The organism is Pseudoalteromonas sp. DL-6 (assembly GCF_004328665.1).
Taxonomy (GTDB): Bacteria; Pseudomonadota; Gammaproteobacteria; order Enterobacterales; family Alteromonadaceae; genus Pseudoalteromonas.
The window spans coordinates 467,793-493,430 of record NZ_CP019771.1 but is presented as its reverse complement, the minus strand read 5'-3'; the positions used below and the strand labels follow the sequence as shown (position 1 = coordinate 493,430).

Annotated in this window: 19 protein-coding genes; 7 read left to right on the top strand and 12 right to left on the bottom strand. The window is 41.1% G+C overall.

What is annotated here, in order from left to right:
- The first annotated feature begins 4 nt into the window (after positions 1 to 4).
- Both B1F84_RS17215 and B1F84_RS17210 read left to right on the top strand, forming a co-directional pair.
- Positions 5 to 700: a cupin domain-containing protein gene (locus B1F84_RS17215; RefSeq protein WP_131692211.1), complete on the top strand. Its 696-nt coding sequence runs from the start codon at positions 5 to 7 to the stop codon at positions 698 to 700.
- A 103-nt stretch (positions 701 to 803) separates the two neighbouring features.
- A complete protein-coding gene (locus B1F84_RS17210) occupies positions 804 to 1,199 on the top strand; it encodes an STAS/SEC14 domain-containing protein (protein WP_054201360.1) in 396 nt (131 codons plus the stop codon).
- A 42-nt stretch (positions 1,200 to 1,241) separates the two neighbouring features.
- Here the strand turns inward: B1F84_RS17210 and B1F84_RS17205 are convergent, their stop codons facing one another.
- The 3 genes from B1F84_RS17205 to B1F84_RS17195 form a co-directional block, all read right to left on the bottom strand.
- Positions 1,242 to 2,192 (bottom strand): carbohydrate kinase, encoded by a 951-nt coding sequence (locus B1F84_RS17205; protein ID WP_131692210.1) that lies wholly within the window; start codon positions 2,190 to 2,192, stop codon positions 1,242 to 1,244.
- Between the two features lie 120 nt (positions 2,193 to 2,312).
- Positions 2,313 to 4,706: a TonB-dependent receptor gene (locus tag B1F84_RS17200; protein ID WP_131692209.1), complete on the bottom strand. Its 2,394-nt coding sequence runs from the start codon at positions 4,704 to 4,706 to the stop codon at positions 2,313 to 2,315.
- A 167-nt stretch (positions 4,707 to 4,873) separates the two neighbouring features.
- Entirely contained in the window at positions 4,874 to 6,103 is a 1,230-nt protein-coding gene (locus B1F84_RS17195) for an MFS transporter (protein WP_008468682.1), read from the bottom strand.
- A 172-nt stretch (positions 6,104 to 6,275) separates the two neighbouring features.
- On the opposite strand from B1F84_RS17195, the gene gtfA reads away from it, so the two are divergent.
- Positions 6,276 to 7,748, top strand: a complete 1,473-nt coding sequence (gene gtfA / locus B1F84_RS17190; RefSeq protein WP_076918723.1) for a sucrose phosphorylase — start codon at positions 6,276 to 6,278, stop codon at positions 7,746 to 7,748.
- 74 nt (positions 7,749 to 7,822) lie between these two features.
- Here the strand turns inward: gtfA and B1F84_RS17185 are convergent, their stop codons facing one another.
- Positions 7,823 to 8,854: a LacI family DNA-binding transcriptional regulator gene (locus B1F84_RS17185; RefSeq protein WP_131692208.1), complete on the bottom strand. Its 1,032-nt coding sequence runs from the start codon at positions 8,852 to 8,854 to the stop codon at positions 7,823 to 7,825.
- An 81-nt stretch (positions 8,855 to 8,935) separates the two neighbouring features.
- The gene (locus B1F84_RS17180) at positions 8,936 to 9,829 is read right to left on the bottom strand and encodes an AraC family transcriptional regulator (protein ID WP_131692207.1); all 894 of its coding nucleotides are present in this window, start codon (positions 9,827 to 9,829) and stop codon (positions 8,936 to 8,938) included.
- Positions 9,830 to 10,023: 194 nt separating this feature from the next.
- Here B1F84_RS17180 and B1F84_RS17175 point away from each other — a divergent pair, with 194 nt between their 5' ends.
- From B1F84_RS17175 to B1F84_RS17155, 4 genes are all read left to right on the top strand, one after another.
- A complete protein-coding gene (locus B1F84_RS17175; RefSeq protein WP_008108901.1) occupies positions 10,024 to 11,544 on the top strand; it encodes an aldehyde dehydrogenase family protein in 1,521 nt (506 codons plus the stop codon).
- A 234-nt stretch (positions 11,545 to 11,778) separates the two neighbouring features.
- Positions 11,779 to 11,997, top strand: coding sequence for a hypothetical protein (locus B1F84_RS17170; protein ID WP_131692206.1), 219 nt, complete (start codon positions 11,779 to 11,781; stop codon positions 11,995 to 11,997).
- Between the two features lie 62 nt (positions 11,998 to 12,059).
- Positions 12,060 to 12,587 carry a GNAT family N-acetyltransferase gene (locus tag B1F84_RS17165; RefSeq protein WP_131692205.1) on the top strand — a complete coding sequence of 176 codons (528 nt, stop codon included), beginning with the start codon at positions 12,060 to 12,062 and terminating at the stop codon, positions 12,585 to 12,587.
- A 501-nt stretch (positions 12,588 to 13,088) separates the two neighbouring features.
- Positions 13,089 to 14,561, top strand: coding sequence for a S41 family peptidase (locus tag B1F84_RS17155; RefSeq protein ID WP_131692203.1), 1,473 nt, complete (start codon positions 13,089 to 13,091; stop codon positions 14,559 to 14,561).
- Positions 14,562 to 14,633: 72 nt separating this feature from the next.
- On the opposite strand, the gene B1F84_RS17150 is transcribed toward B1F84_RS17155, so the two are convergent.
- The 7 genes from B1F84_RS17150 to B1F84_RS17120 all read right to left on the bottom strand — a co-directional run bounded on the left by B1F84_RS17150 (position 14,634) and on the right by B1F84_RS17120 (position 25,631).
- The gene (locus B1F84_RS17150; RefSeq protein WP_131692202.1) at positions 14,634 to 17,627 is read right to left on the bottom strand and encodes a TonB-dependent receptor; all 2,994 of its coding nucleotides are present in this window, start codon (positions 17,625 to 17,627) and stop codon (positions 14,634 to 14,636) included.
- A gap of 74 nt (positions 17,628 to 17,701) precedes the next feature.
- Positions 17,702 to 20,362: a glycoside hydrolase family 16 protein gene (locus tag B1F84_RS17145; RefSeq protein WP_131692201.1), complete on the bottom strand. Its 2,661-nt coding sequence runs from the start codon at positions 20,360 to 20,362 to the stop codon at positions 17,702 to 17,704.
- A 261-nt stretch (positions 20,363 to 20,623) separates the two neighbouring features.
- Positions 20,624 to 21,412, bottom strand: a complete 789-nt coding sequence (locus tag B1F84_RS17140; protein ID WP_131692200.1) for a sterol desaturase family protein — start codon at positions 21,410 to 21,412, stop codon at positions 20,624 to 20,626.
- Entirely contained in the window at positions 21,402 to 22,049 is a 648-nt protein-coding gene (locus B1F84_RS17135) for a CDP-alcohol phosphatidyltransferase family protein (RefSeq protein ID WP_131692199.1), read from the bottom strand. The genes B1F84_RS17140 and B1F84_RS17135 overlap by 11 nt, the downstream gene beginning before the upstream one ends.
- Positions 22,039 to 22,692 carry an ATP-binding cassette domain-containing protein gene (locus B1F84_RS17130; RefSeq protein WP_131692198.1) on the bottom strand — a complete coding sequence of 218 codons (654 nt, stop codon included), beginning with the start codon at positions 22,690 to 22,692 and terminating at the stop codon, positions 22,039 to 22,041. Before B1F84_RS17130 ends, B1F84_RS17135 begins: the two co-directional genes overlap by 11 nt.
- A 24-nt stretch (positions 22,693 to 22,716) precedes the next feature.
- Complete coding sequence (locus B1F84_RS17125) at positions 22,717 to 24,435, bottom strand: ABC transporter permease subunit (RefSeq protein WP_131692197.1); 1,719 nt, start codon at positions 24,433 to 24,435, stop codon at positions 22,717 to 22,719.
- The gene (locus tag B1F84_RS17120; RefSeq protein WP_131692196.1) at positions 24,432 to 25,631 is read right to left on the bottom strand and encodes an ABC transporter substrate-binding protein; all 1,200 of its coding nucleotides are present in this window, start codon (positions 25,629 to 25,631) and stop codon (positions 24,432 to 24,434) included. Before B1F84_RS17120 ends, B1F84_RS17125 begins: the two co-directional genes overlap by 4 nt.
- Positions 25,632 to 25,638 lie beyond the last annotated feature (7 nt).

Below are 25,638 nucleotides of genomic sequence, written 5' to 3'. Positions count from 1 at the left end.
AACTATGAAAATTGCTGCCGACTTTAGTCAACGTGTCGTAGTACATAGCGAGTCACTTGAATGGATAGCTTCGCCCATGGCAGGTGTTGATAGACGTCCACTTGACAGAGTGGGCGACGAAGTTGCTCGTGCCACTAGTATTGTACGCTATGCGCCAAACAGCCACTTTAGCCCACATACACATACCGGCGGTGAAGAGTTTTTAGTACTTGATGGGGTATTTCAAGATGAACATGGTGACTTCCCACAAGGTACCTATATTCGTAATCCTCCACAATCAAAGCATACTCCTGGCTCAAAAGACGGTTGTATTATATTTGTAAAACTATGGCAGTTTCAGCCTGAAGATCGCCAGCACGTGCGCATTCACACACAGCAGATGCAAGGGCATAAAAGCCCCGAGTTTAATGACCTAAATGTCATTCCGTTATATCAAGATACGTATGAAACAGTGAGTATTGTACAGTTTAACGCAAATCAATCTTTAACGCTCACGGTGAGTGGTGGCGCTGAGTTGTTGGTTTTGGATGGCACTTTACAAGAGCATAACGACACACTTGAAAAACACAGCTGGCTTAGAGTTCCTGTTAATAGCCAAATAAACGCCACCGCGGGTAACAATGGCGCAAGAGTATGGATAAAAACCGGCTATTTAAACGATGTAAAAAACCAAGTTAATCGGCTAAAAAAACATAATTAGCTCAAAAAATAAATCTGCATTAAGTGACTTTTTTGATCTGCTTCAAGTAAAAGCTTTTAACTATTGCCTATAATTTAAGCTCTTTTCATTCAAGGGTTGAGTTATGGTTAATTTAACACATGGTTTGTCGATTGGTATTGAGCGCTCAGGCAGTGAGTTTTTCTTAACACTTAAGGCAATTGGTACCTTAACTCACAAAGACTATGAAGTGATCACCCCGATGATCGATTCAGCGTTAGGCGAAGTTAAACATCCTATTGTTAATGTACTCATAGATGGCACCGAGTTAGATGGTTGGGAGCTTCGTGCTGCTTGGGACGATTTAAAACTTGGCTTAAAGCACAACAAAGAGTTTAAAAAAATAGCGATTTACGGCAATAAAGAGTGGCAATCAACCATAGCTAAGTTAGGCAGTTGGTTTATGTCGGGTGAAATACAATACTTTGAAAATGCTACTGCCGCTTTAGAATGGCTAAAAACCAGTAATTTAGACGCTTAGTAAAAAAAGGCCAACAGAGGCCTTTTTTGTAAGTACCTTAGTTTATTTTGACAGTGTTTGCTGCGTGGGTAGCGCAGGAAAAGCGCCTTTAGCTAAACATGCTTTTGAGCCACAGCGAAGACCAAAGTGAAGCGCCTGTTTTACTATTGACTCATCATTTAGCTTATCGGTGAGTGGCATTGCATTATCGCTGTGGTTTAGGTAATACAGTACGCCTGCAATAAAAGCATCACCGGCGCTGGTGGTATCTACAGCGGTAATTGTTGGGGCTGCTTCACTGAGTGTAAAAGCGCTATGGTAAGCAGTCGCTGGTGCTGGACCATCGGTTAAAAACACCAGCGTGACGCCTAAATCAAGCAGGGATTTTAAGTAGATATCAGCTGATTGTTGGCGTTGCGTTGCTAAAAAGTTTAACTCATCACGTGAGAGCTTAACAATATCGCAATAGGCGAAACACGCCTGAACGCTTTGCTCAATCTCATTGCTACTTTGCCATAAGCTGTAGCGTAAATTCACATCAAAGCTGACGAGTTTGTGGTTGTTTTTAGCCAGCTTTAAAGCGTACTCAGTGGTTTGTGCAATTGCCGAATTAGTAAGGGTGTTTGAACAAAAGTGTAGGGTACTCAATTCATCCCAATTAATACGATTTAAATGCTCACTCGTTAACAGTAAATCGGCTGTTTGATGACGATAAAAGTTAAAGCTGCGTTCGCCGCTTTCATCTAAGCTGACAATAACCATAGCCGTTTGCGCGCCTTCTATGGTAAATAAATACTCAGTACCTACGTTATATTGCTCAAGCGCATTAGTTAATTGTTTAGCAAAATAGTCATCTCCCATACCGCCACAAAACGCAGCATTGCCGCCGAGTTTTGCGTAACCTACTGCCACATTAGCTGGAGCACCTCCTGCAATGGGTAAATAAGCACTGTTTTGAGAGTCTTGAGGCAGCATATCAATAAGCAGCTCACCAAGGCTAAGTAATTTGGTCATAGTGTAAATCCTAAAAAACCTAGCATGGCTAGGTCACAATTCGAGGGAGAATTATTAAAACTAATTAGTGTAACAATCGCTGAACAAACAAAGCTTCAGCAATTGTTACACTAAAAATGGTTAGTTAAACGCGTATTTAAACGTCAATGACGTTGTACGGCCATTAATAGCACGTGCGCGTATGATGTTGTTATCAGGTATTGAGCCTTCTTCTGCTTCAGTAATACCTACTGTATCGAATAGGTTATTTACGTTTAGTGCAATATTAAGGTTTTCTGATAAATCGTAGCTTACAAAGCCATTTACTTGAGTGTAACCATCAAATTTAAGATCGTTATTATCTTGAGCATAGGCATCAGTAGTACCAATAAAGCTAAGGCCTGCAGAGCCTTTTTCATAAGTGTAACGTGCCATTAATGAGTAAATTAAATCAGCTTGGCGACGAGGCGTATTACCAACCACTTCAGGGGTAAGTGCATCTTTTGCAATTTCAGCGTCTGTCCACGTTAAATTACCACGAAAATCCCATGCATCAATAAAGTAGGTTGATTCAACCTCAATCCCTTTTGCTTCATATTCGCGGTCAAAAAAGGTTTGTGATGTCGCTTCAAAGTTTTGCTCTTCAGTTTCAGCATAAAATGCCGTGGCAAAAACTGACAGTGAATCAAAGCGCTTTTTAATACCAAACTCATACTGGTTTACTTCATCAACGGCATCTTCATCGGCTACTGAGCCATCGGCGCGAACTTTACCAAATAAAAGTCGGTCAGCATTGGCGCGACCGCCTTTACTCAATCGTGCAAACGTTGCAAGGCTTGAGTCAATTTGGTAATTGGCACCAATTGAATATGATGCGTAATCCCAGTCGTAATTAACAGGGCTGGCATTTGCAAGGTCAATACCTGCAACATTTTGTTCAGGAACAGAAATCACACCGTCGCGATTCATATCAACGGTTGAGGTAACCGCGCCTGCATAGTTACCACGCGCTTCACCGCTGTCATAACGAGCACTAGCATCGATACTTACGTCACCCACCTTAGTTGAAAATGCAATATAGGGTGCACGAGTGTCGTATTCTGTGTCGTAATCACGTTGACAACAGTTACCCCAAAAAGGCGTGCCATAAGCGTATAAGCCATTTTCAGAGAATTCAGTCCCATCGGCGGCTGTTACATTTAATAGCGCAGCGTTATCACCTTTAAGCTCCATTAGGTAGGAATTCCATAACCACGACATGGCAATATTTTGGGTTGACGCATAATAGCCAAAAGTAACGCTAGTATCATCGCTTAGCGATTTAGTCAGTTTGAAGTCGTTAACAATCGAGTCAAAGTCGTTCATGGTTACATCAAACGTATGAATGCGCATGGCTAAATCATCGTTAAATGCAGCACCAGTGGTTGCATTACTAAGCGTTGCACCCACACCACCAATGCTTTGCGCTATAGCTGATGCATCACCAACTTCAGCGGGGATCAACGAATTAAAATTACCGCTTACAGATGATTTACGAAAACGGTTTTCAATACGCCAATCGTTGTCTAAATCAAATGCAGCCTCAAAACCGATTGAGTCAACTTGCGGATTCATACCATCGCGAATATCGCCATTGCTTATTTGATTTTCGCCGTTTAAGCGCACTGTTTTAGTAAATAATGCCGAATGTGGGGTATCTGATTGTGCGTCAAACCCAGGGATTGAGTCACCATTTGCATACATTGGCATAGGTAAGTAACCCACACTTTTATCATCTAAATGTTTGTAATAAAGGCGCACGTAACCATTTTCAAAATCTTTGGTTAGATTGGCTTTAATTTGCCCACCTTTATTTGAGGTATAGCCTGTTTCGCGCGGGCCTTCACCTTGACGCACAAAACCACCAACATGAAAGCGTACAGTGTCATTTAAATATGTGCCATATTCAAAGTCAGTTCGAATAGTATCGTAATCTAGACCAAGTGTAGTTGATACGCTGCCCGATTCGTTTTCGCCATTTTTTGAAATGAAATTAATTATGCCACCCGGTGCATTACTGGCTGCGGTAGAGGCTGAACCACCGCGAATAGATTCAATAGTTTGCACTGTATTATCTAAGCGCATAAAAATATCAGCATTACCAAATGCAATGTCGCCATATTGTAAAACAGGCAAGCCATCTTCTTGGAGCTGTAAAAATTTAGCACCACCAGAGGCAACTGGTAAACCACGTACTGCAATGTTGGCGTTACCTTCACCGCCGGTTGATTCTGAACGAACCCCGGGAATAATTCTAAATGCCTCTGCAGTAGAGCGAGGCGTAGACACCTCAACTTGCTCAAGCGACACACTGCTCACAGAAGAACTTGACGCCATTATCGTTGTGCGGCGGGGTACACCGGTAACAACAATTGTTTCTAGTCCTTTGTTGGCTTGCGCTTGTGTATTTTGCTCTTGTTGTTGTGCATTAACGCCTTGGCTAACGGCGAGCGCTAAAGCACTGATCAGATATAAAGGTGTGTTGTGTGTTGTCATGTGAACGCCTCGTTTTAAACCCGAAGGAAAGTTGTTATTTTTACTTAATCGATTAAGTAAAAATAACAAAGTTTTTACAATAAGCAAATTGTTTTGTTAATTATTTGCTGTTTTTTTATTCAAGCATTGATTTTTATAATGTTTTTTATAGCATTAGCGTTGTTTGTTTATTCAGCGACTAAGTTACTTTGCTCTAATGCAGTTGCTGATGGGTCACGGAAGTAATTAAATAACATAGCCAAAAATAATATGACTGCAAAACCCGTTGCTAAATAAAACCCGTAGCGCACGTGTCCAAAGTAATCGCTGATCATACCCATAAATAAAGGTGCTAAGGCGGCTGACAGTGCAGTAAAAAATAATATAACACCGGCTACTGCGCCGTGTTGATGAACAGGAAAACACGATATTCCTTTAGAATTTAAAGTAGGGTAAACCATCGACATAAATAAACCTGAAAGAGGTAATAAAGCCACTGCCCAGTCAACGCCGCCATAAAGAGTGCCAACGTAACACAGCGCAATACCAAAGCTTAAGTAAGCCATAACCCCTTGCCAACTAAACCTATTAAGTAACCATACCGCAATAAAACGCCCTGCAGCACGCAACACAAAAAAGATTGTTAGTGCGTAAGTGGCGAGCAGCGGCCATGAGCCGGTGTAATCTTTTAGTAGGGTAGGCATCCACACGTATATGGCGACTTCGGTGGCAACATATAAAGCAATTGCAAGAGAAAAACCCAGTGCATAAGGGTTTTTAACCATTTTCATGGTCGTTTTTAGTGAGGCTGGTTTGCCTGTACTTTTTACTACCGCAGGATAATCGGCACGCCAAGCAAGCAATGCCAAAATTAAACACATAATGCCAGCAATAATATAAAGGTAAGTCCAACTTACATTTTGAACCAGCAGCACGCCAACTAAAGCAGGGCCAACAATAGCACCAATGCCAAAAAAACCTTCTACTTTATTCATGGTTTTGGTGTGTTCTTCGTTGCTATTAGAAATATCGCCTAAAAGCGCCAGTGCACCGGTTTTAAATAAACCAATGGCCAGGCCAATACAGCACAGTAAAAAAACAAAAAATATAAAGCTGCTGCTAATAGCAAACAAAAAACAACTTGCAGAGAATATTAATAAACCAAGCATAATCGTTTTTTTACGGCCAAGGCTATCGGCTAAAAAGCCTAGAAATAATCCACTTATTGCAATCATGGCCATAGGCGCATAATGAAACGCACTGGCTTGGGTCATGCTTAAACCAAAATCGCTTATGAGTTCGGGAATAATCATGCCAACGGCGTCAGAGGTCATGGCAAACATAAAAAACATCATGTATGTGAGCCAACGAATTTGTTGCAACGGATCGCTGCTTACGTGTGTGTGTGATTTTGTCATTTGCTTTTCCTCGTTAAATGCTTGGTAACACACATTAAGTTGTCAGTAACTTATTGTAGTATTAATCGAGCCACGATATTTGTATGTAAAATATTTAAAAATTACTTGTAAATTCTTACTTGCTAGTTAAAGATATATCTTAATCGATTAAGTTTCAACTTGGTAATCACACATGATGAAGAATAAAGTTCAATTGATCACATACGCTGATCGAATCACCGGTAAAGATATAAACGCATTAACAGCACTTCTAAAGGGTCCACTTAAAGACGTTTTTGCAGGGGTACACTTATTACCATTTTATAACCCAATAGATGGTAGCGATGCAGGTTTTGACCCAATTGATCATAGTGAAGTTGATGCCCGAATAGGAACTTGGTCAGATATTCAAGCACTTGGAAAAGATCATGATTTAATGGCCGACTTAATAGTAAACCATGTATCGGCGCAATCGTTTCAATTTCAAGATGTGCTTGCCAAAGGCAAAGGGTCTGAATTTTGGGATTTATTTTTAACTAAAGAAGATGTATTCCCTAATGGCATGAGCGACCAAGAACAACAAGCCATTTACCGTCCGCGTCCTGGAAGCTGTTTTACACCAATGAAATGCGGTGATGGTCAAACGTATGATTTTTGGACTACCTTTACCGACAATCAAATTGATATAAACGTAAAAGTAGAAGCTGGTATTGCTTATTTAAATAACGTACTTACTAAATTTTCTGCTAACAACGTAAACATTATTCGTTTAGATGCAGCGGGTTACGCCATTAAGCAAGCAGGTACAAACTGTTTTATGCTGGATGAAACCTTTGCGTATTTAGATAAACTCTCAAAGCAGGCAAATGATTTAGGCATGGAGACCATTGCTGAAATTCATAGCCATTATCAAACTCAAGTTGCCGTAGCTAAGCGCGTAAACATGGTGTACGACTTTGCCCTGCCTCCGCTTATTTTACATAGCTTATTTAATAATGACGTAGACGCACTGCTTAAATGGTTACAAATTTCACCGCGTAACTGTTTAACTGTACTAGACACCCATGATGGCATTGGCATTATTGATGCGGGTCCAATGGGCGATAAGCCAGGGCTGTTAAACGCATCTCAAATAGATAACCTAGTAGAAACCATGCATGCCAATAGCAATAACCAGAGCCGTAAAGCAACAGGTGCTGCTGCAAGTAACGTCGACCTATATCAAGTTAATTGTACGTATTACGATGCACTGGGCGCAAATGATTTTGATTACTTGTTATCTCGCGCCATTCAATTTTTTGCACCGGGTGTACCACAAGTGTATTACGGTGGTTTATTTGCTTGCAAAAATGATATGGAGCTTTTGGCGAGCACGAACGTTGGTCGTGATATTAATCGCCCTTATTTAGATGCCGCTAAAATAGATGAAGCGCTAAATAAGCCGGTTGTAAAAGGGTTAATAGCGTTAATTAATATACGTAATGAGCATCCTGCATTTGCTGGTGAATTTACTGCTCAAGGTGGCGGGAGTGTATGTTGTTTAATGTGGAAGCTTGAGCAACAATCAATTTCTCTAAGCGTTGACTTTGCTAGCCGTACTGCACTTATTACGCAGGTTAATGGCGCTCAAGAAGACACTTTAAACTTACAAAGCTTATTAGTTTAAATAGCTTTATTTGTTGAAAAGCAAAAAGCCAAGCAATTTAAGCTTGGCTTTTTTATCTGCGTTACTAACAGCGCTCAGCTACTTGCACCAATATTTAGTGTATAACCTACTTCGTGTTGTTTTTCTTCTTTAGAAATAAATAAGTTTGCGGCTATAACGCCCTTTTCTTGGCTATTTTGATGAATCGTTGTAAGGCGAGGCACAAAACGGGCGGCTTCTTCTATGCCATCAAATCCAACAATACGTAATTGTTCTGGTATTTTTATGTCTTGTTCTATGGCTTCTCGCATGGTGGCGAGTGCTATTAAATCACTCATACATATAATCACATCAGGACGTGGAGAGGCGTTTAATACTTCTTTTGCGGCTATGCTGGCAAAGCGTTCGCTACTTTCAGGAATATTCCAAATGCGGTCGTCGGCTACCGTTACATTCGCTTCATTTAACGCACGCTGATAACCCCGTAAGCGTTGGTGAGAAATAGATTGACCCGTTTCAAACTCATGATGTTCGTATACTCGGCACAATACATTTTCATCGAGTAATCTCAAGCCTAATATTGCCACATTATCAGTTTTACTGTGCAGAACATGTTTGGCTATTTCGTAACTGGCTTGTTCGTTGTTTATATTAATTGAGGCGTTGCGGGCAATATCAAAATCCACAGTGACCACATGTTTTTGTACCGTTTTTAGTTGCTCTACTAGTGCTTTATTGCGCGGGCGTCCATAACAAATAAAGCCATCAACAAAATCAACAACATTATTAAGGTTGTCGCTATTGCCTGAAAACAATAAAACATTAATGTTATTTTTTTCAAGCACTGAGGTTACACCACGCATAAAGCTACTCGCGACAGGGTCTGATACCATATATTCCACGCTATCTGGCAGCACTAAAGCAACAATATTAAATGTGCCACTTCGCAAAGATTGCGCTGCTTTATTAGGGCCATAATAACCGAGCTCTTTACAAGCTTTAAGTATGGCTTCGCGGCGTTTAGCAGAGAGTTGATCTGGGCGATTAAACGCATTTGATACCGTAGCATTAGACACACCTAATTCTTTGGCAATACTCTTTAATGTCCAGCGGGTGGGTTTACTCATCGGCGACTCTTAACTACTTAGCAGGGAATTAGTAAATTAACATATTAGGCTGTTTAATATAACAAAAACTGTTGTGTTGCGTTAATGTCGACACGCTTTAGGGGCAATACCAAAGGTTTGCTTAAACAAGCGGCTAAAATGGCTGGCGCTATTAAAACCAAGGTCATAGCACACTTTACTTATAGCTTGGCCTTCTAATAAAAGCGTACGGGCTTTTTTAAGCCTAAGCTGTTGCTGCCAAAGCGCAGGGCTCGTACCAAAAGCAAGTTTAAATTGCTGGTAAAACTTACTACGGCTCATACAGGTTATTTTGCACAAGGTGTCTATGTCGAGTGAGTCATTTAAATGCTCTTCGATATAATGCAGTGCATCACTCACGTTACTTTTTAGGCGCAGTTTATCGCAGTTTGCCAGTAATAAATCACGGCTTTGTTGTTGCAGTAAACGGGTGACCAACTCGTTTAACGATAAATCAATTAAGTAGTGCCGCTCAGCGCCTTGCTCACTAAATAAATGTACCATGCGCTCTAATAACTGCTGTGTTTGCGTATTATGTTGGGTGTGCACTAAATTAGGGCTGTATTCAAACAAGGTATCACTAGCAAAGTTTTGCTGCATATTAAGTGCATTAGCCACATTGGTTATTTTATCTGTGCTAATTTCAATCGCTAAACAGGTGGTAGGTGAGTTGATAGTTGCCTGTGGAAAATCAATCAGCACCCCTTGCTCAGGCGCTAACACAAACGATTCGTGGGGCAAAAACGCTTTATGATACTGACTACTCTCAACATGCATAATTTTTTTGCCACTGAGCATGGCACAAAACAGTAATTCGTTTGAATGCAGCGCCACTTTTTGCGCGCTTTTATAAGTATCGTAAATACTCAGTTCGGAGTTATCGGCAGCAAAGCTCACTTTGTTTTCAATAAGCACATCAAGTTGTTGGCGTTTTTTATTTAACTGCGACGAATACATAATCAGCCTTTTTAATGATTAAATCGTTTGGACTCACAGGCAATTTTTTTGGACTGCTAATCAAGTTTTTAAGCGCTTAATAGTCTAATGTCAATCAATACCGATTAAATATAAAGCAACTTGCTACATTACTCTAACAAGTTGCTGATATTTCGGCTTAGACTTTTAGCTAACAACAACAAGAGAACACACATATGATTTACGCAAATCCAGGCTCAGCAGATGCACTCATCACATTTAAACAGCAGTATGGTAACTATATTGGCGGCGAATGGGTTGAACCCGTTAATGGCCAATACTTTGAGAATATTAGCCCTGTAAATGGCAAAGTGTTTTGTAAAATTCCTCGCTCTGATAAAGACGATATTAATTTAGCACTTGATAAAGCGCATGCCGTAAAAACGCAGTGGGGCACCACCTCAGTTACCGAGCGTAGCAATATTTTATTAAAAATTGCCGATCGCATTGAACAAAACCTAGAGCTACTCGCAGTGGCCGAAACATGGGATAACGGTAAAGCAATTCGCGAAACCCTCGCGGCGGATATTCCACTTGCTGCGGATCACTTTCGTTACTTTGCCGGTTGCTTGCGTGCTCAAGAGGGCAGCATTGGTGAGATAGACGAAACCACGGTGGCGTATCATTTTCATGAGCCATTAGGGGTTGTAGGGCAAATCATTCCGTGGAACTTTCCAATTTTAATGGCTGCATGGAAACTAGCGCCTGCACTTGCAGCAGGTAACTGTGTGGTACTTAAACCTGCTGAGCAAACACCCGCATCAATATTAGTGTTAATGGAAATTATTGGTGATTTACTGCCCGGCGGCGTGCTAAACGTAGTAAATGGCTTTGGTAAAGAAGCTGGCGAAGCACTGGCAACCAATACGCGTATAGCTAAAATTGCCTTTACAGGCTCAACCCCTGTGGGCTCACATATTTTAAAATGTGCAGCCGATAACATTATTCCTTCAACGGTAGAGCTTGGCGGGAAATCACCTAATATCTTCTTTAGCGATGTTATGGAAAAAGACGACTCGTACCTAGATAAAGCAATTGAGGGCGCCATTCTTGCCTACTTTAACCAAGGTGAAGTATGTACTTGTCCATCACGCTTGTTCATTCAAGAAGATATTTATGAGCAATTTATAGAACGTATTTTACAACGTACTAAGCAAATTAAACGCGGTAACCCGCTAGACAGCGAAACCATGGTAGGCGCGCAAGCCTCTAAAGCACAGTTTGATAAGATTTTAAGTTACATTGATATTGGCAAACAAGAGGGTGCTGAAGTACTTAGTGGTGGCCATGTTGAGCAACTTAGCGATGAGCTAAATGGTGGCTATTACATTCAACCTACTTTATTAAAAGGCACTAACGATATGCGCGTGTTCCAAGAAGAAATTTTTGGCCCCGTTATTTCAATGTCGACCTTTAAAGATGAAGCCGAAGCACTCGAATTGGCTAACAGCTCTGAATTTGGTTTAGGCGCAGGGGTATGGAGCCGTAATATGAACCGCGCTTATCACTTTGGTCGCAAAATAGAAGCCGGCCGTGTATGGACCAACTGTTACCATATGTACCCAGCACACGCTGCGTTTGGCGGTTATAAAAAGTCTGGTATAGGTCGCGAAACGCACAAACTCGCGCTCGATCATTACCAACAAACTAAAAACTTATTAGTAAGTTACAGCGAAGATCCCCTTGGCTTCTTTTAATAACGCGTTTTAGTTTAAACAAACAACCTATAAGTAATGAAAGCGCTGCGTTATTGCAGCGCTTTGTTTATAGAAATTTAATTTAGAAATTTGTCGACTCTAATGTCCTTATCGATTGTACCAAGATGAAAACTCAGTTACTGTTCCTGTTATAGTTACTTTTTATTATCTTTCTGCTATGGCTAAAGCGTTTATTCTAACTCATTATTTGGGCTTATAAATCAAGGAAGGCTCATGAATATAAACCACACTAAATTCCGTTTTATTTTACTAAAAGGTGTTCTAGGCTGGGGAGTTCCTACAGCTTTTTTATTTCAATTAATTATGTACTTTACAGGTGAGCAAGATTTTTTTGATGGAATCATTTCATCTTTAATAATATTTCCTTTAGTAGGCATATTATTTGGATACTTTTTGTGGCATTCGAAATATAAAAAAGAGCGAAATAACTGAGATAACAACCTTAATCACTTGGTTTGTTGAAATTTTTTAGCTGTGATAACAAGAAGGTTTGAGTGAAAATTTGTGAAACCCAAAGGTTGCTTATTCGGCCATTTTCAATTGATGATGTGCCGGCATTAAGTAAAATTCTTAGTGACGATGAGGTGATGAGATACTCAATTCGTGGTGTGTGCGATGAAGCTGCAACTGGTGAGTTTATAAAGTGGTGTATACAATGTTACGATTCATATGGTTTGGGGCCATGGGCATTAATAGATAAAAGCAGCGATTTATTGATTGGATTTTGTGGTATTTCCCCACAAAGTATCGCGGGTAACGAAGAGCCTAATTTAGGATATCGATTAGCGGTCGATTTTTGGAATAAAGGCTTAGCCTGCGAAGCGGCTAAAGGTGTTTTAAAGTATGTGTTTACGCAAACTACTCATCAATCCGTCGTTGTTATTATTGAACCTGAGCATATTGCGTCATTAAAAGTAGCAAAGAAAATTGGCTTTACAGACTACAGTAATCATGAATTTCACGGTCGTGCCGTACAGTTATACCGATTAACTAAGGCGCAGTGGAGTAACTCATTTTTTTAAATAATGCTATGTAGGTAGTAAAGCTCAAAATAGTTAACGTTTACTTGTCAAAAAGAAAATTTTTAATGCATATAGATTCTCATCTAGTACAACTTGAAAAAAACAACCGAAAGTTATTTAGTGGATTTCATTATTTGGGACTTACGTTAGCGATGGCTGTAATTGTTTTATTGTTAATGTTTTATTTCAGCCCATTGATAGGGCTTGCTTGCTCAGGTTTTGCTGCTTTCTTTTTAAACTTTTTCTATTCACAGTATACCTTTAGAAAACTCAACGCCCGCATAACACTACTGCAAACCAAAATTGAACAAACCTCTAAGTAAGCTGTTGCTCTAAATTTAAAGCCAGTTCATTTTAAATCTTGCTCATTGCTAGCTGCTTTTAATGTTGCTAAGTTACTGCTGTAAAAATAATTTGCTAATACCTATTTGATTTAATGTATTTTTAGTTCTACCAAATGAGTTTACAGTAATTATATAGCCTAATTTAAAATGGATTTTCATGAACATAAAAACAAAAATAGTTAGCCGTACTTTATTGAGCGCTTTATTGATTACGCCTACCTTGAGCATGGCCAAATTATCGGCTTCTCCTCAAACCCCAGAGCAATGGCGCATTGTTACTGAGCGTGATATTGAAGCTGCTTACAGCATATCGGCAAAAAATCACCCTGGCATGTTTGATGTTAACAACCCAGCCTTTCCTGAGCTATTAAAGCAAGCAAAAGCAGAAGCATTTGCACTGTCTGCTAAAGCGAGCGGGCCACAGGTTCATGTTGCGGCAATAGCGCGTTTTAGTACTGTGCTACAAGATGGTCATGCTGGTGTGTTTTCACGTGTTGAACGACCTGCTCGTCGCTGGCCTGGTTTTCGTGCAGTTTGGCGGGGTGATGCACTAAAAGTGTATTACAGTGAAACAGATAATATAAATAAAGGCGACGTGATAACTGGCTGCGATGGGCAAAGTACAGAGACGTTAATGCGACAAAGAGTGTTTAAGTTTCATGGACAGGTTACACAGCCTGGGCATTGGTGGCAGCAAGGTTGGCGGTTACTTGTTGATGAGGGCAACCCATTTTTAACACCTCTAAAAGAATGTCAATTTGTTAAAGCCAATGGACAATCCTACAGTAAAACCCTTGATTGGTCTGTTCAGCCACAGAGCGTAACTAAGCATTTAACACATGCCTATAATGGGGATGAGCTTGCAACCGACTTAACATGGCCTGCGCAAAACATAGCTTGGATTGCTATGCCTAGTTTTGCAAATAACGATAAGCAAACTAAGGATTACAATAACCTGTATAAAAAAGTGACTGTTCAACGTTCTAAGTTACTCAGTGCAAAAACGGTGGTTTTAGATCTTCGTCATAACCAAGGTGGCTCGTCGTATTGGAGCTTAACGCTTGCAAAAGCGTTGTGGGGTGAGCAAGTTGTTGAACAAAAAATGGATAGCTACTCACAAAATAGCCGGGTTTGGTGGAGAGCGTCAAAAGACAATACTAACTATGTAAAATCGTTAATTGATGTGGTAAAAGATCAACCTGAAGTTCATGAATTGATTAAAGAAATAGCAGCAGGTATGGCGCAGTCACTTGAAAACAATAAGCCATTTTACATCGAAGAAAAGCAAAGTAAATCAAACCTAAGCGAAAGTACGGTACCAGTGAGTGACTTTAAAACACAGGTTCTTGTTATTGTACCGCCACAGTGTGCAAGTGCGTGTCTTGATGCCATTGATGTATTTAAGCAATTTACAAATACTCAGTTATTTGGCGCGCCAAGTAGTGCTGACTCATTGTATATGGATGTTCGATTAGCCGAGTTACCCTCAGGGTTAGGTAAAGTGATCATCCCTAACAAAGTATATGTTAATAGAGCAAGAGGAAAGGGCGATTACTACAAACCCAACATTGCCTATAACGATATTGATTGGACAACCGACAAGTTATTAGAAAAAATTAAACATTTATAAAAAAAGCCGCTCAATGAGCGGCTTTGAATTTTCAATTATAGGGGGTAATCAAAACTGTGTTTGGGCAATGCATTAATTGCCCATAGAGTATCTAACGCCAAAGGCATAACGAGGACCGTATTGAGCCGCGCTTAAGAACTGGCTTTCGAAACGGCTAAATGAACGCTCGGTTTCGTTAGTTAAGTTCACACCTTCAAAGAATACCGTTGTGCTTTCGTTAACTTCGTAGTTAACACTAATATCCCACTGCAAGTACTCTTCAGCATATTGTGGCGGAGCCGTAGCACCTGAATCTGGTAAGCCTTGTGCAATTAAGTACTCATCACGCCATGCACCGGTAATTTTTACCGATAAGCCATCTTTTTCATAGAAGCCTTGTAGGTTTGCAGAGTCACTTAAACCAGCTAATACCGCTTGAGAGGCAAGGTAATAGTTATCGTACTCTACATCGCCATCAACAACGGTGGCATTAAAGCCCGCACCAAAGCCTGAGTCACCAAACAAGTGTTGAACAGCAAACTCCATTCCGTTTACTTTACGTGAACCCACATTCTCAGGTGAATTAATCGTCCATTCAATCAGCGGATCGGTTGCTGGGTCTGGTAATATACGGTTGTTTTCACCAATGCCTACGCCATTAGCTACAATTTCATTGTAAATTGCAGTGTCAGTTGCTTGATCGCCACGGCCTTCTATGGCGGCTACTGCGTTGTTCCAACGCTGACCTAAATACACATCATGTAAACCTTCGAAGGTGGTTTTAACCTGGGTGTTGTCAATCCAGTTATCCACGTCTTTCCAGAATAAACCAACTGCAGCGTAACTGCCTTCGCTGTAATAGTACTCAAGACTTAAGTCAAAGTTTGTTGACTTAAATGGTTCTAGGTTTGGATTACCACGGCTACCACTTCTTGAGTTTAATTTAGGAGATGGAGTTAAAGCTAAGTTACCTAACATATCGCCAAGAGTTGGTCTGGTGATTGTTTGACCCCATGATGCGCGGGTTACTAAGTCATCAGTAAGATCCACTTTAATATCAATCATAGGCAGTAGTAAGTCGTACTGACCTTCATAGTCTACTTCAACTAATTCGCCACCAGCGGCAAATTGAGTTAACCACTCTGCACCGCCAGCCCAATAAACTTGTTCAGCTACCCGGCTTTTAGCTGGGCTGACGATATCGGTTTCTTCATAACGAAGACCTAAATTAACAAAAACTTCGTAGTCGCTAACGTCAAATACCCAGTTGCTAGAGAGATACACACTAATGGTTTCTTCTTCAACTTCGTTAGTTGGGAAGCGGTCAAAGCTACCAATGCGGTAGTAGTCACTGCCAATAACGTCTTCGGTTAAATAAGCACTTTGACGAGCAAATGCTTCATCAAGGTCATAAGTATAAGCATAACCTGGCGCTACGCCGTTAGGGCCAAATGAAAACTCGTCAAGGAATCCACTTAAATCAACTCTTTCGAACATCGCATCCGGGAAAATTTCAGCGAATGTACCGTTGTTAAAGCCAGGTGCATTGGCATTATTAGAACCACCCCAACCACTAAGTGTTTGTTTGGTATAAGCTGCGCCAAATTTTACAGTTTCAAGGCCAATATCTGTGTAAGTAAATAATTTACCATCTAATTGAACTTGAGATACTTCTGACTCACCCGGCGTTCGAGTGAAAATGCTAAAGTTAGAGCCAATTTGATTAGGATTCACTTCTTGTGTGCCGTTGTTCCAATTTATATTGAAACCGGGCACATCGCCTTCGCGGAAAAAGTATTCTTTAGTCGAGAGATCGGCTGAGCCCAAAATAATACGGGCATTAGAGTTTAAGCCTGGATCTTTACCGTTATCTGTAGTGGTTTTTGAAGTATGCGCATCAAAATTAAAACTTAGGTTTTCTGTTGCTAACCACTCAACATTAATACCGGTTGCTTTTGAGTCTACTTCTGAAGTTTCACGAAAAGCTGTGAATGACGCGTCATCACCTGCTGAATTATAATAAATAGCGGTGCCGTTTTCATCTAGCTCATAGGCATTACCATTGCCGCCAAATGAGCCGTTCCAAATACCCCACGATAACGAATTATTACCTGTTGTAGCATTTGATATCGTGTGGTCTAAGGTAAACGTTAAGTTGTCTGTTGGTGCAAACTGAAAAGTGGCTTGAGCATTTAAACGTTCACGCTGAATGTCATCTTTTGCAAAGCTGACTTCTTGCGGGAAGAAGGCTGCTGATACATATTCACCACTCTCCCCAGCATTAGGATCAAAAAACTGTTTAGCTGGATTGCCATCGGCATCCATTGGGCGGTTGTCGATTATGTTTTCAGCATCCACTGATAAATCAGGATTGACTAACCAAGAGCGAACATTTGCAGCTTGGCGCTGAAAATCACGACGGTGGTATGAAAAGTTTGCTGAAAAACCAAACATTTCGTCTGCGAAAGTATTACTGTAAATACCTGCTATTTCAGGAGTAACTTTATCACCTTCTTCTACTGAGGTGTCGTGTATGCCTTTTGCCATTACAGAAAAACGTTGACCCGGCTTTTGCAGCGGTTTAGCAGTAACAATATTAACCGTTGCGCCTAAACCACCCGTAGGGGTGTCGGCACGGGCTGTTTTCATAACTTCTAATGAACTAACACCTTCAGATGATAAGTTTTCAAAGTTAAATGAGCGGGTAAAACCGGTGCCTGCCATTTGACGGCCGTTAAGTGTTACAAGGTTAAATGATGGGCCAAAACCACGTACGGTAATTTGGCTACCTTCACCGTTTGAACGACTCACCGATACGCCGGTTATACGCTGTAGTGATTCTGCTAAGTTAGTATCTGGGAATTTACCCATTTCTTCAGCAGAAATGGCATCAACCACGCCTGATGCATCGCGTTTTACATCCATTGAACGAATGAGTGAGCCACGAATACCTTTTACTTCAATAACTTCTAGTTCAGGTTCGGCAGTATTTTCTTGCGCTGCGTATGCGAAGTTAAATGTGCTTGCAGCGATGATAAGTGACACAGAAGCCGCTAGTGGGCTTTTTTTAAACTTATTTGTGTTCATAATTGCTCTGCTTTTACTTAATTTTTTACGGTAAGTAGGTACTTATAATTTAGTACCTACCACTGAATTAGGGATTACGGATTAGCGATAACTACGTTGTCTATACGGTAAACAGCGCCTTCACCTGTGCCCCACGCTGGGAACATCATCAGTACATTAATATCACTAATATCTAAACCGGCAGCAAACAGTGACTGTAATGTAAATGTGTAGGTTTGCCATTGACCATTAACGGGTACTTCTCCCTCAACACTTTGTGCTAAAGGAAGCTCTACCGCTGTTGCTGCGCCTGTTGACTCAATTTTAAATTTCCATTCAGCGTCAGGACTATTTGGCGGCGTTACCACTTTCATTTCAAATTGTACAACGCCATTGGCTAATATTGCTGAAGCATCAAAAGAAGTACCGTCGTCCGCTAAAAAGCCCATTACCGTTGGTGCAGAGCCAATTACAAATTCTGCTACAATGCCGTGATCAGCATCGTCAGTTTCTTCAGTCGGGGTAGAGCCACCACAACAATCCCAAATCTTCCACATATCTGCGGCAGTATCTTGGAAAATCGTGATTTCATCGCCTGCTGATGCACTAGGATCGTACATCTTAGCGTTATCAACACGGTAAACCGCACCTTCACCTGTGCCCCATGCTGGGAATATCATTACTACATCAATGGCACTGACATCTAAACCTGCACTGGCTAGATCTTCAAATGTGAAGGTGTATGTTTGCCATTCACCTACTACTGGCACTTCACCAACGTCTGTCAGTGGAACTTCTACTGCAGTATCACCTTCATTAGATTCTATTTTCATTATCCAAGTTGCATCAGGGTTGTTTGGGTTTGACATTACTTTTACGTCAAACTGCAGAACACCGCTGCTTAAAATAGGCGTGGCATCGAATGGAGTGCCGCTTCCGTTTGCAGATGTACGAGTGTTGAAGCCCATAACCGTTGGTGCTTCACCTATGCTGAATTCAGCTGTTAAACCATGTTCTGCATCATCCATTACTTCTGTTGGAGTAGAGCCACCACAACAATCCCACATTGGCCAATCAAGGTTTTGCCCATCGGTAAACAAGTCTACCTGTGGAGGCTCAGGTAAATCACCTTCAATTGCTACGTTGGTAATTAAGTACTCGGCACCTTCACCGGTCTGCCATGCTGGGAATACCATTAGTACATCAATAGCACTTAAATCTAAGTCTTTTTCTTGCAGCATTGATAGTGGGAAGGTGTAAGTTTGCCATTGGCCAGTAACAGGGGCTAAGCCTTCATTGCTTTCAGTTAAGGCTACATCGCCGGTATTAGGGCCACCATCTCCAGCTTCAGCTTTCAATAGCCATGTAGTATCTGATGTTGGAGGAGTAACTACTTTCATATCAAAAGTTAAACGACCGTTATATTCAAGTAGGGGTGATGCGTCAAATGGTGATGATGTTCCTGCAAAATCATCAGGGAAGTGACCGCCACGAGTAGAGAAACCTAATACAGTGCCGTTATTGTCATTAATATTAAATTTAATAACGTCGCCTTTATCAGCGTCAGTAATTGTTTCAGGTGTTGTTCCACCACAACAATCCCAAGCAATCCAGTTAGCATTTAGACTACCATCAAACACATCCAGATTTTCTGCAGGGGCTTCACTTGGTGGCGGTGGTGGTAAAGGTGCCTCACCTTCCACAAGTGCATCGTCTAAGCTATCGTAACCAGGGCGAACTGTTTCACAGCCTTTACCGGTGGCCGGATCTGAGGCACATTCATAAACACGAACGTAATCAATTTCAAAACTTTGACCTTCTGCAAATGCAGTTTCGTCAATGCCTAAATTATTTACATTTTCTGGCCAGTCGCCGCCAACAGCATGATTTAATATAAGATAAAAATCTTTATCAAATGGGGCATTATCCCAGTGAGTAGTAAGTTCGCCACTGCCTTGTTCGAAGTATTCAGCAAACCAGCCTTTATGTTTTAGGCCAACTGCTTCATCTTTAGAATTATAACGAATTTCAGAGCGACGTTGTGTGGCGTATAAGTAGCCATCTACGTACCAGCGTATTTCGCCTTCTTGCCATTCTATTGCATAAGTATGGAAATCGTCAGCGGGGTTCATTCCCTCAGGCAGGGCATAAGCTTTGCCTGAGCTTGAGTTATTTGGCCATTCACGGCCATAGTGAAGTGTACCGTAAACATTTGCTTCAACAGTGCCATCTTCTGCGACTGTTTTTAGATTAACTGCTTCTAAAATATCAATTTCGCCAGAGCGTGGCCAGGTACCATATTCTTCATCGGTTGGCATCATCCAAAATGCAGGCCAACTTCCTTGACCAGCAGGTAGTTTGGCACGCATTTCAAAGCGGCCATAAGTAAAATCGGCGTTGTAACGGGTATTTAAACGTGCTGACGTGTATGGTTTTTCTGCGCCTTCTTCAGCAGGTAAGGCGACTATGTTTAGTACACCGTCTTTAATAAAGGCGTTTTGTTCACTGTCGGTGTAACATTGTTTTTCGTTGTTACCACCGCCAGCGCAGTTTAATTCAAAGTTCCACTTGTTAGCATCAATGCTTGTGCTGTCAAATTCATCATTCCATACCATACGCCAGTCTGAGACTGGTTCAGTAGGATTTACTTTTTCAATATCGGTGGTAGTAGTCGCTGCGTCACCACCACAACCCGCCAAAGATGCTAATGAAATAGCAGCTAAAATGCGAGTAATGCGTGTTGTTTCAATGTTCATAACTGAACCCCGTTCAACTGATTATTGTCAGAATATAGTGTATTTGTTGATTTTGTCATTTTTGTAAGCGCTTACATTTTTTCTGTGTGGTAAATGTAAGCGCTTACAAATAATATGGGGGATTTCTAATTGGGTCAAGAATTTGTTTAAATAATTTACAATTGATTTACTTTAAATGAACTGCTTTTGTTAATGTAACGGGTCAAACGCTCAGATAATGTTATAAATTAAGCTAAATTTTTTGCTTAGTTTAGCTTATTGCTACTTTTTAAATGGTAACGTTAACAAATGCCACAAGGATGCGTTTTGTTTTGGATCGGGATATTGGGCTAGGCCGATGTTTATCTCGTTGTCTGATAATGTGGCGCTGGTTTTGTAGCTGCCAAAAAGTCGATCCCACCAAGTTACACTAAAGCCAAAGTTACTGTTTGTTTCTTCGGGGTTTTGGCTGTGATGTATGCGGTGCAGCACTTGAGTGATAAGGATGAGGCGCAGTGGTTTTTCTATTGCGTTTGGCAAGCGAATATTCGCATGATTAAACAGTGCTAACCCATTGAGTGCAATTTCAAATATTAATACTGCAATAGCAGGTACACCCAAAGCGGTAACGGCAATCAATTTTATAAGTATGCTGAGTACAATTTCAATAGGATGAAATCGCAGACCGGTACTGGTATCAATATGTGCATCAGCGTGGTGTACGCGGTGCAAACGCCACAAAATAGGCACCTGATGAAAAAGCCGATGCTGCCAGTAAATAATTAAATCAAGCAAAAGTAAGCTGAGTATCACTACAATGAGTGGTGAGACATTGAGTTGATTAAATAGCCCAATTCCATGCTGCTGATAATAAACAGCAACCGCGGTTAGGCCAACCGGTACGGTTAGGCGTGAGAGCAGGGTAGAGGTAAGGGTTAATCCAAAATTAGCCAACCAACGTGACCTATTTTTAATTATTGATTGGCGTGCAGGTTTTCGCCATTCAAGCAGCATCATTATTGCCAGTACGCTGAAAAAAAAGCCGAGTCGCCAATACATTTCATGACTCATGGTTTACCTCGTGGAATGCGGTTTCTTGCTGTTTTAAGGTATAGTAACCTCCATATATACGAGTAAAAATAGTTATCGCGCAGGCAATGGCAAATAAAACAGCAAGAATTGAAAAATACTGCGGCCAAATACAAAAGGCAATAAACAAGGCAATGGTTTCAGTGCCTTCAGTTAGGCCATTTAAGTAGTAAAAACTTTTGTATTTAAATTGCGGTTTATCGAGTTTAAATTTTTCGGCGGCAATCGCAAACGCTAAAAAACTCGACCCTGTGCCTATAAAAGTCACAAGCAATAATGACCCCGCCAATGCATTTTGCTCAGGGCTACTTAAAATAAACGCAAAAGGAATAAGCGCATAAAATAAAAAATCCAGAGTAATGTCTAAATATCCCCCTGCGCTTGAACTGCTCTGAGCGTAACGCGCGAGCGCGCCATCAAGACCATCAAAAATGCGATTAATACAAATTACGATTAATGCGCCGTACCAATATTCAAAAATAATCAGTGGAACGGCTAGCAAGCCAATTAAAAAACCTATTAAGGTTAATTGATCGGCACTCACTCCTTTTTTGTGCAGCTGTTTTACGCACGGAATAAGCACCGGTTTTATAAGTGGGGTAATAAATTTATCTAACATTTATATCACTTTGTACGTTTAGATTGATGATTTTGCCATTTGTGGCTATTGCGTCACTTTCATCATGGGTGACCATAATGGCGGGTAACTGATATTCCCTAATTTGTGAAAACACCAGCTGACGGGTTTCAATACGTAATTGCTGATCAAGCTTACTAAAGGGTTCATCGAGTAAAATCGCTTTGGGTTTACTCAGTAATAGTCGTAATAAAGCAACACGGGCTTGCTGCCCACCAGAGAGAGTGTCTGGATGGCGCTTGGCCATGCCTTTTAGCCCAACGTGTGTAAGTGCTTCATCTATTTGCTGTTGGCGTTGTTTTTTATCCATTTTTGGCATGGCAAAGCTAATATTACCGCCAACAGATAGATGCGAGAATAGTAATGGGTCTTGATATAGCACAGCAACATGGCGTAAATGGCTAGGCAAGGAACTAATATTAGTATCATTTAGCCACACCTCGCCAGTTGCATTAAAACCCGGAGGTAATGCGCCAGTAAGCCAATTTAATAAGCTAGATTTACCGCTCCCTGATGGCCCCATAATAGTAAGAATTTCACCACCTTTAACCTGTTCATTCAAGCTCAGTAACAACTCGTTTTGACGATAAAGCTGACAATTTTTAATTTGTAATGATGGCTGCATTAAACGCCCTTTAGTATATTGAAATTATAGCTGCTTGTTATTAAAAACATACCGAGGTAATCCCCACGCTAGTATAAAGCCGAGTAGGGGTAAGCCCATTTGTAGTATTGCATACACAGCACTGGTGCGCCTACTCGCACCATTTGCCAGCGTTACGGCTTCGGTGGTTATGGTGGCTATTCGGCCACCACCGGCTAACAGGGTTGATAAGTACTGGCCAAAGCTTATTGCTAGCCCCAGCGCCATTGCAATTAATATAGGCGCAAATAACTGTGGCAATTTAACCTGGAAAAACACCTTCCATGGGCTGGCACCTAGGCTTGCAGCAACACGCGCAAATCTTGGGTCTAAACGCCTGTAACTATCCGCAATAGATAAAAAAACATAGGGTAAAACAAACAGCAAATGTACAAATATCACATTAAAAAAAGCATGCTGACTATTTAGCAATTGCTGTAGCCACACAATACCAAATAAAAAAGCAATACTGGGCACCAACAATGGCAGGTATATAATTATCTGTGCCCACTTCGACAAAGGTTTAGCTGTTATTTGTTCTGCTTCTAAGCATAACAGTACCAAAATAGTGGCAAAACCCGTGCTAACAAACCCAATAACAAAAGTATTAAACAAAGGAGTGTGTATGTGTGTAAAAGCATTTTCAAAGTGCAGTAATACCAAACTGGAGGGTAGGGTATCCGGAAAACGCCAATAGCCAGCCACTGACCACAGTACTAACCCAATTAACGCAGCTGCAATAAAGGCTAAAATTACGCAAGTAAAGACATAAGTAAAAGTACGAACAAGTTGGTGAGCATAATGGCGTCGGCCGTTGATGAGTGACTGACTAAAAACTATAGCAATGACTTTTTCAAGTAATAGCCAAATTAGCAGTAGCCCAACAGTGATCGCTAATTGTAACAGAGCACCCGCCGAGGCCTTTATGCGCAGGGTTAAATCAACATCATTAAACCAATGCATAATAGCAACGGCTAAAGTCGGGGGGGTATTTGGCCCAAGTATGAGTGGCATTTCAACGCTGGCACTGGCATAAGCAAGTACTGCAAAAATGGGTAAACGTAACAGTGGGTATAAATTGGGTAGCACCACCTTAAAAAAAGCCACCATAGGGTAATAACCTAAATTAACCGCAATTTGATGCTGCTTTCGTAGCTTTTTGCCAAGTTCAGGCTGCGCTAAAATACCCAATGCAATGAGCAATAAAAAAGGCAGCTCTTTAAGTACAAGCCCAATAATAATGCTCCAGCCAAAAGTATCATATGGTAATGAGCCCTCAGGTGCCAATTGCCAGCCCGTTAACCAAGGCGAAAACAAGCGAGTGAATAATCCCGATGGTGCGATTAAAAAACTGACCGCAATCGCCGCTGCAGCGTGGGGAATAACCAGTGTGGGACTCAATAGATGTTCAATTCGTTTTAGCCATACACTATTAAAAAATGCAGCCAGCATAATAATCATGAGTGCAAACGCTATTAATGTACTAATTAGTCCGGTACGTATACTCAAGCCTATCATTTGTGAAAGCCCCGGCGTATCCCATAAAGCATTAAACCCAGCCAAACTCATGTTGGTTTTATTCAAGGCAGGCGCCCAGCCAAAGGCAGGCAACATTACTCCAATTAGGCCGCCCAATACAGGTATTGTTAACAGTGCCAGCAAACAGTAAGGGGTTATTTTGACTAGGCGTGAGAATAAATCAGCTGTATGGAGTACTTTACTCATTGGCTTGTTCCATAACGAGCTTCCCAGCTAGTGTTAATCGCCTCTACCCAGCTTGGGTGTGGCTCACTGAGTGTGCGTTTAATACTATTAAGAGGTAGTGCGCTAGGATGCGGCTTCACGGCCTTAAATAATGCCTGCTGCTCTGCGGTTAAGCTCGTTTGAATTAATACCGTTTTGTCACCCCATATAGCGGGTTTTTGTTTATGCGCTTGCGCTGCGGGGCTTAATAAAAAGTTAGCCACTAATTGCGCACTTTGTGCATGGCTTGCATTATAAGGAATAGCGACAAAGTGAGTATTACTTAAGCTGCCATCTTGCATTGCGTAGCTACGTATACTTTTTGGTAAATCATAACGCTTTACCGCAGCCGGTACTTCTGGTGCCGAAAACGTAAAGCCAATACTAAGCTCTGTATCGTCTATTAAACGGCGCATTTGTACGCCGCTTTGCATAAAGTACTCGCCATTACGCCAAAGATTAGGGTGCAATTTATTTAAAAATGCCCACAAAGAGTCAAGCACTTGGGCTGTGTTTTCATCACTAACTGGTTGATTTAATTTTGCTTGTAGCATTGCATCGCTATGTTGGTGTAATACCACTAATGCATACTTTAAAAAGCTCATTCCTAAAAAGTCAGGGGGTTTGGGGTAACTAAATCGTCCTGGGTTTGCTTTACTCCAGCTTAATAACTCATTAAGGGTTTGAGGTGGAGCGCTCGTTGCTAGCGTATCGTAATAAAAAGTCAGTGAGGCTTGCCCCCAGGGGGCTTCCATTCCCTGAGTGGGTAAACCAAAATCAAACAGCACGCTGGGATTGTTTTCTGGATTGGTGTAAATAAAATTAGGCAATTTATCAGCCCAGTCTTTTAGTAAAAGCCCGTGCTTACTCATAGCAGCAAAGTTAGCCCCATTGATCCAAATTAAATCGACACTGCCTTGGGTATGATTATTTGCTGATTTTTCAGCAAGCACGCGGCTTACTGCTTCACTGGTATCACTGAGTTTTACATGTACTAAGTTAATGTTATATTTAGCTTTTACTTGCTGCGCAGCCCACTGAATATAGGCATTTATTTGCGCATCGCCGCCCCACGCATAAAAATACACCGATTGGTTTTTGCCTTGGTTTTGGATTTTTTGCCAAACAGTATTACTCGCATCATTAGCAAATACACTAAAAGCGGTGAGTAGGCACATAAAAATG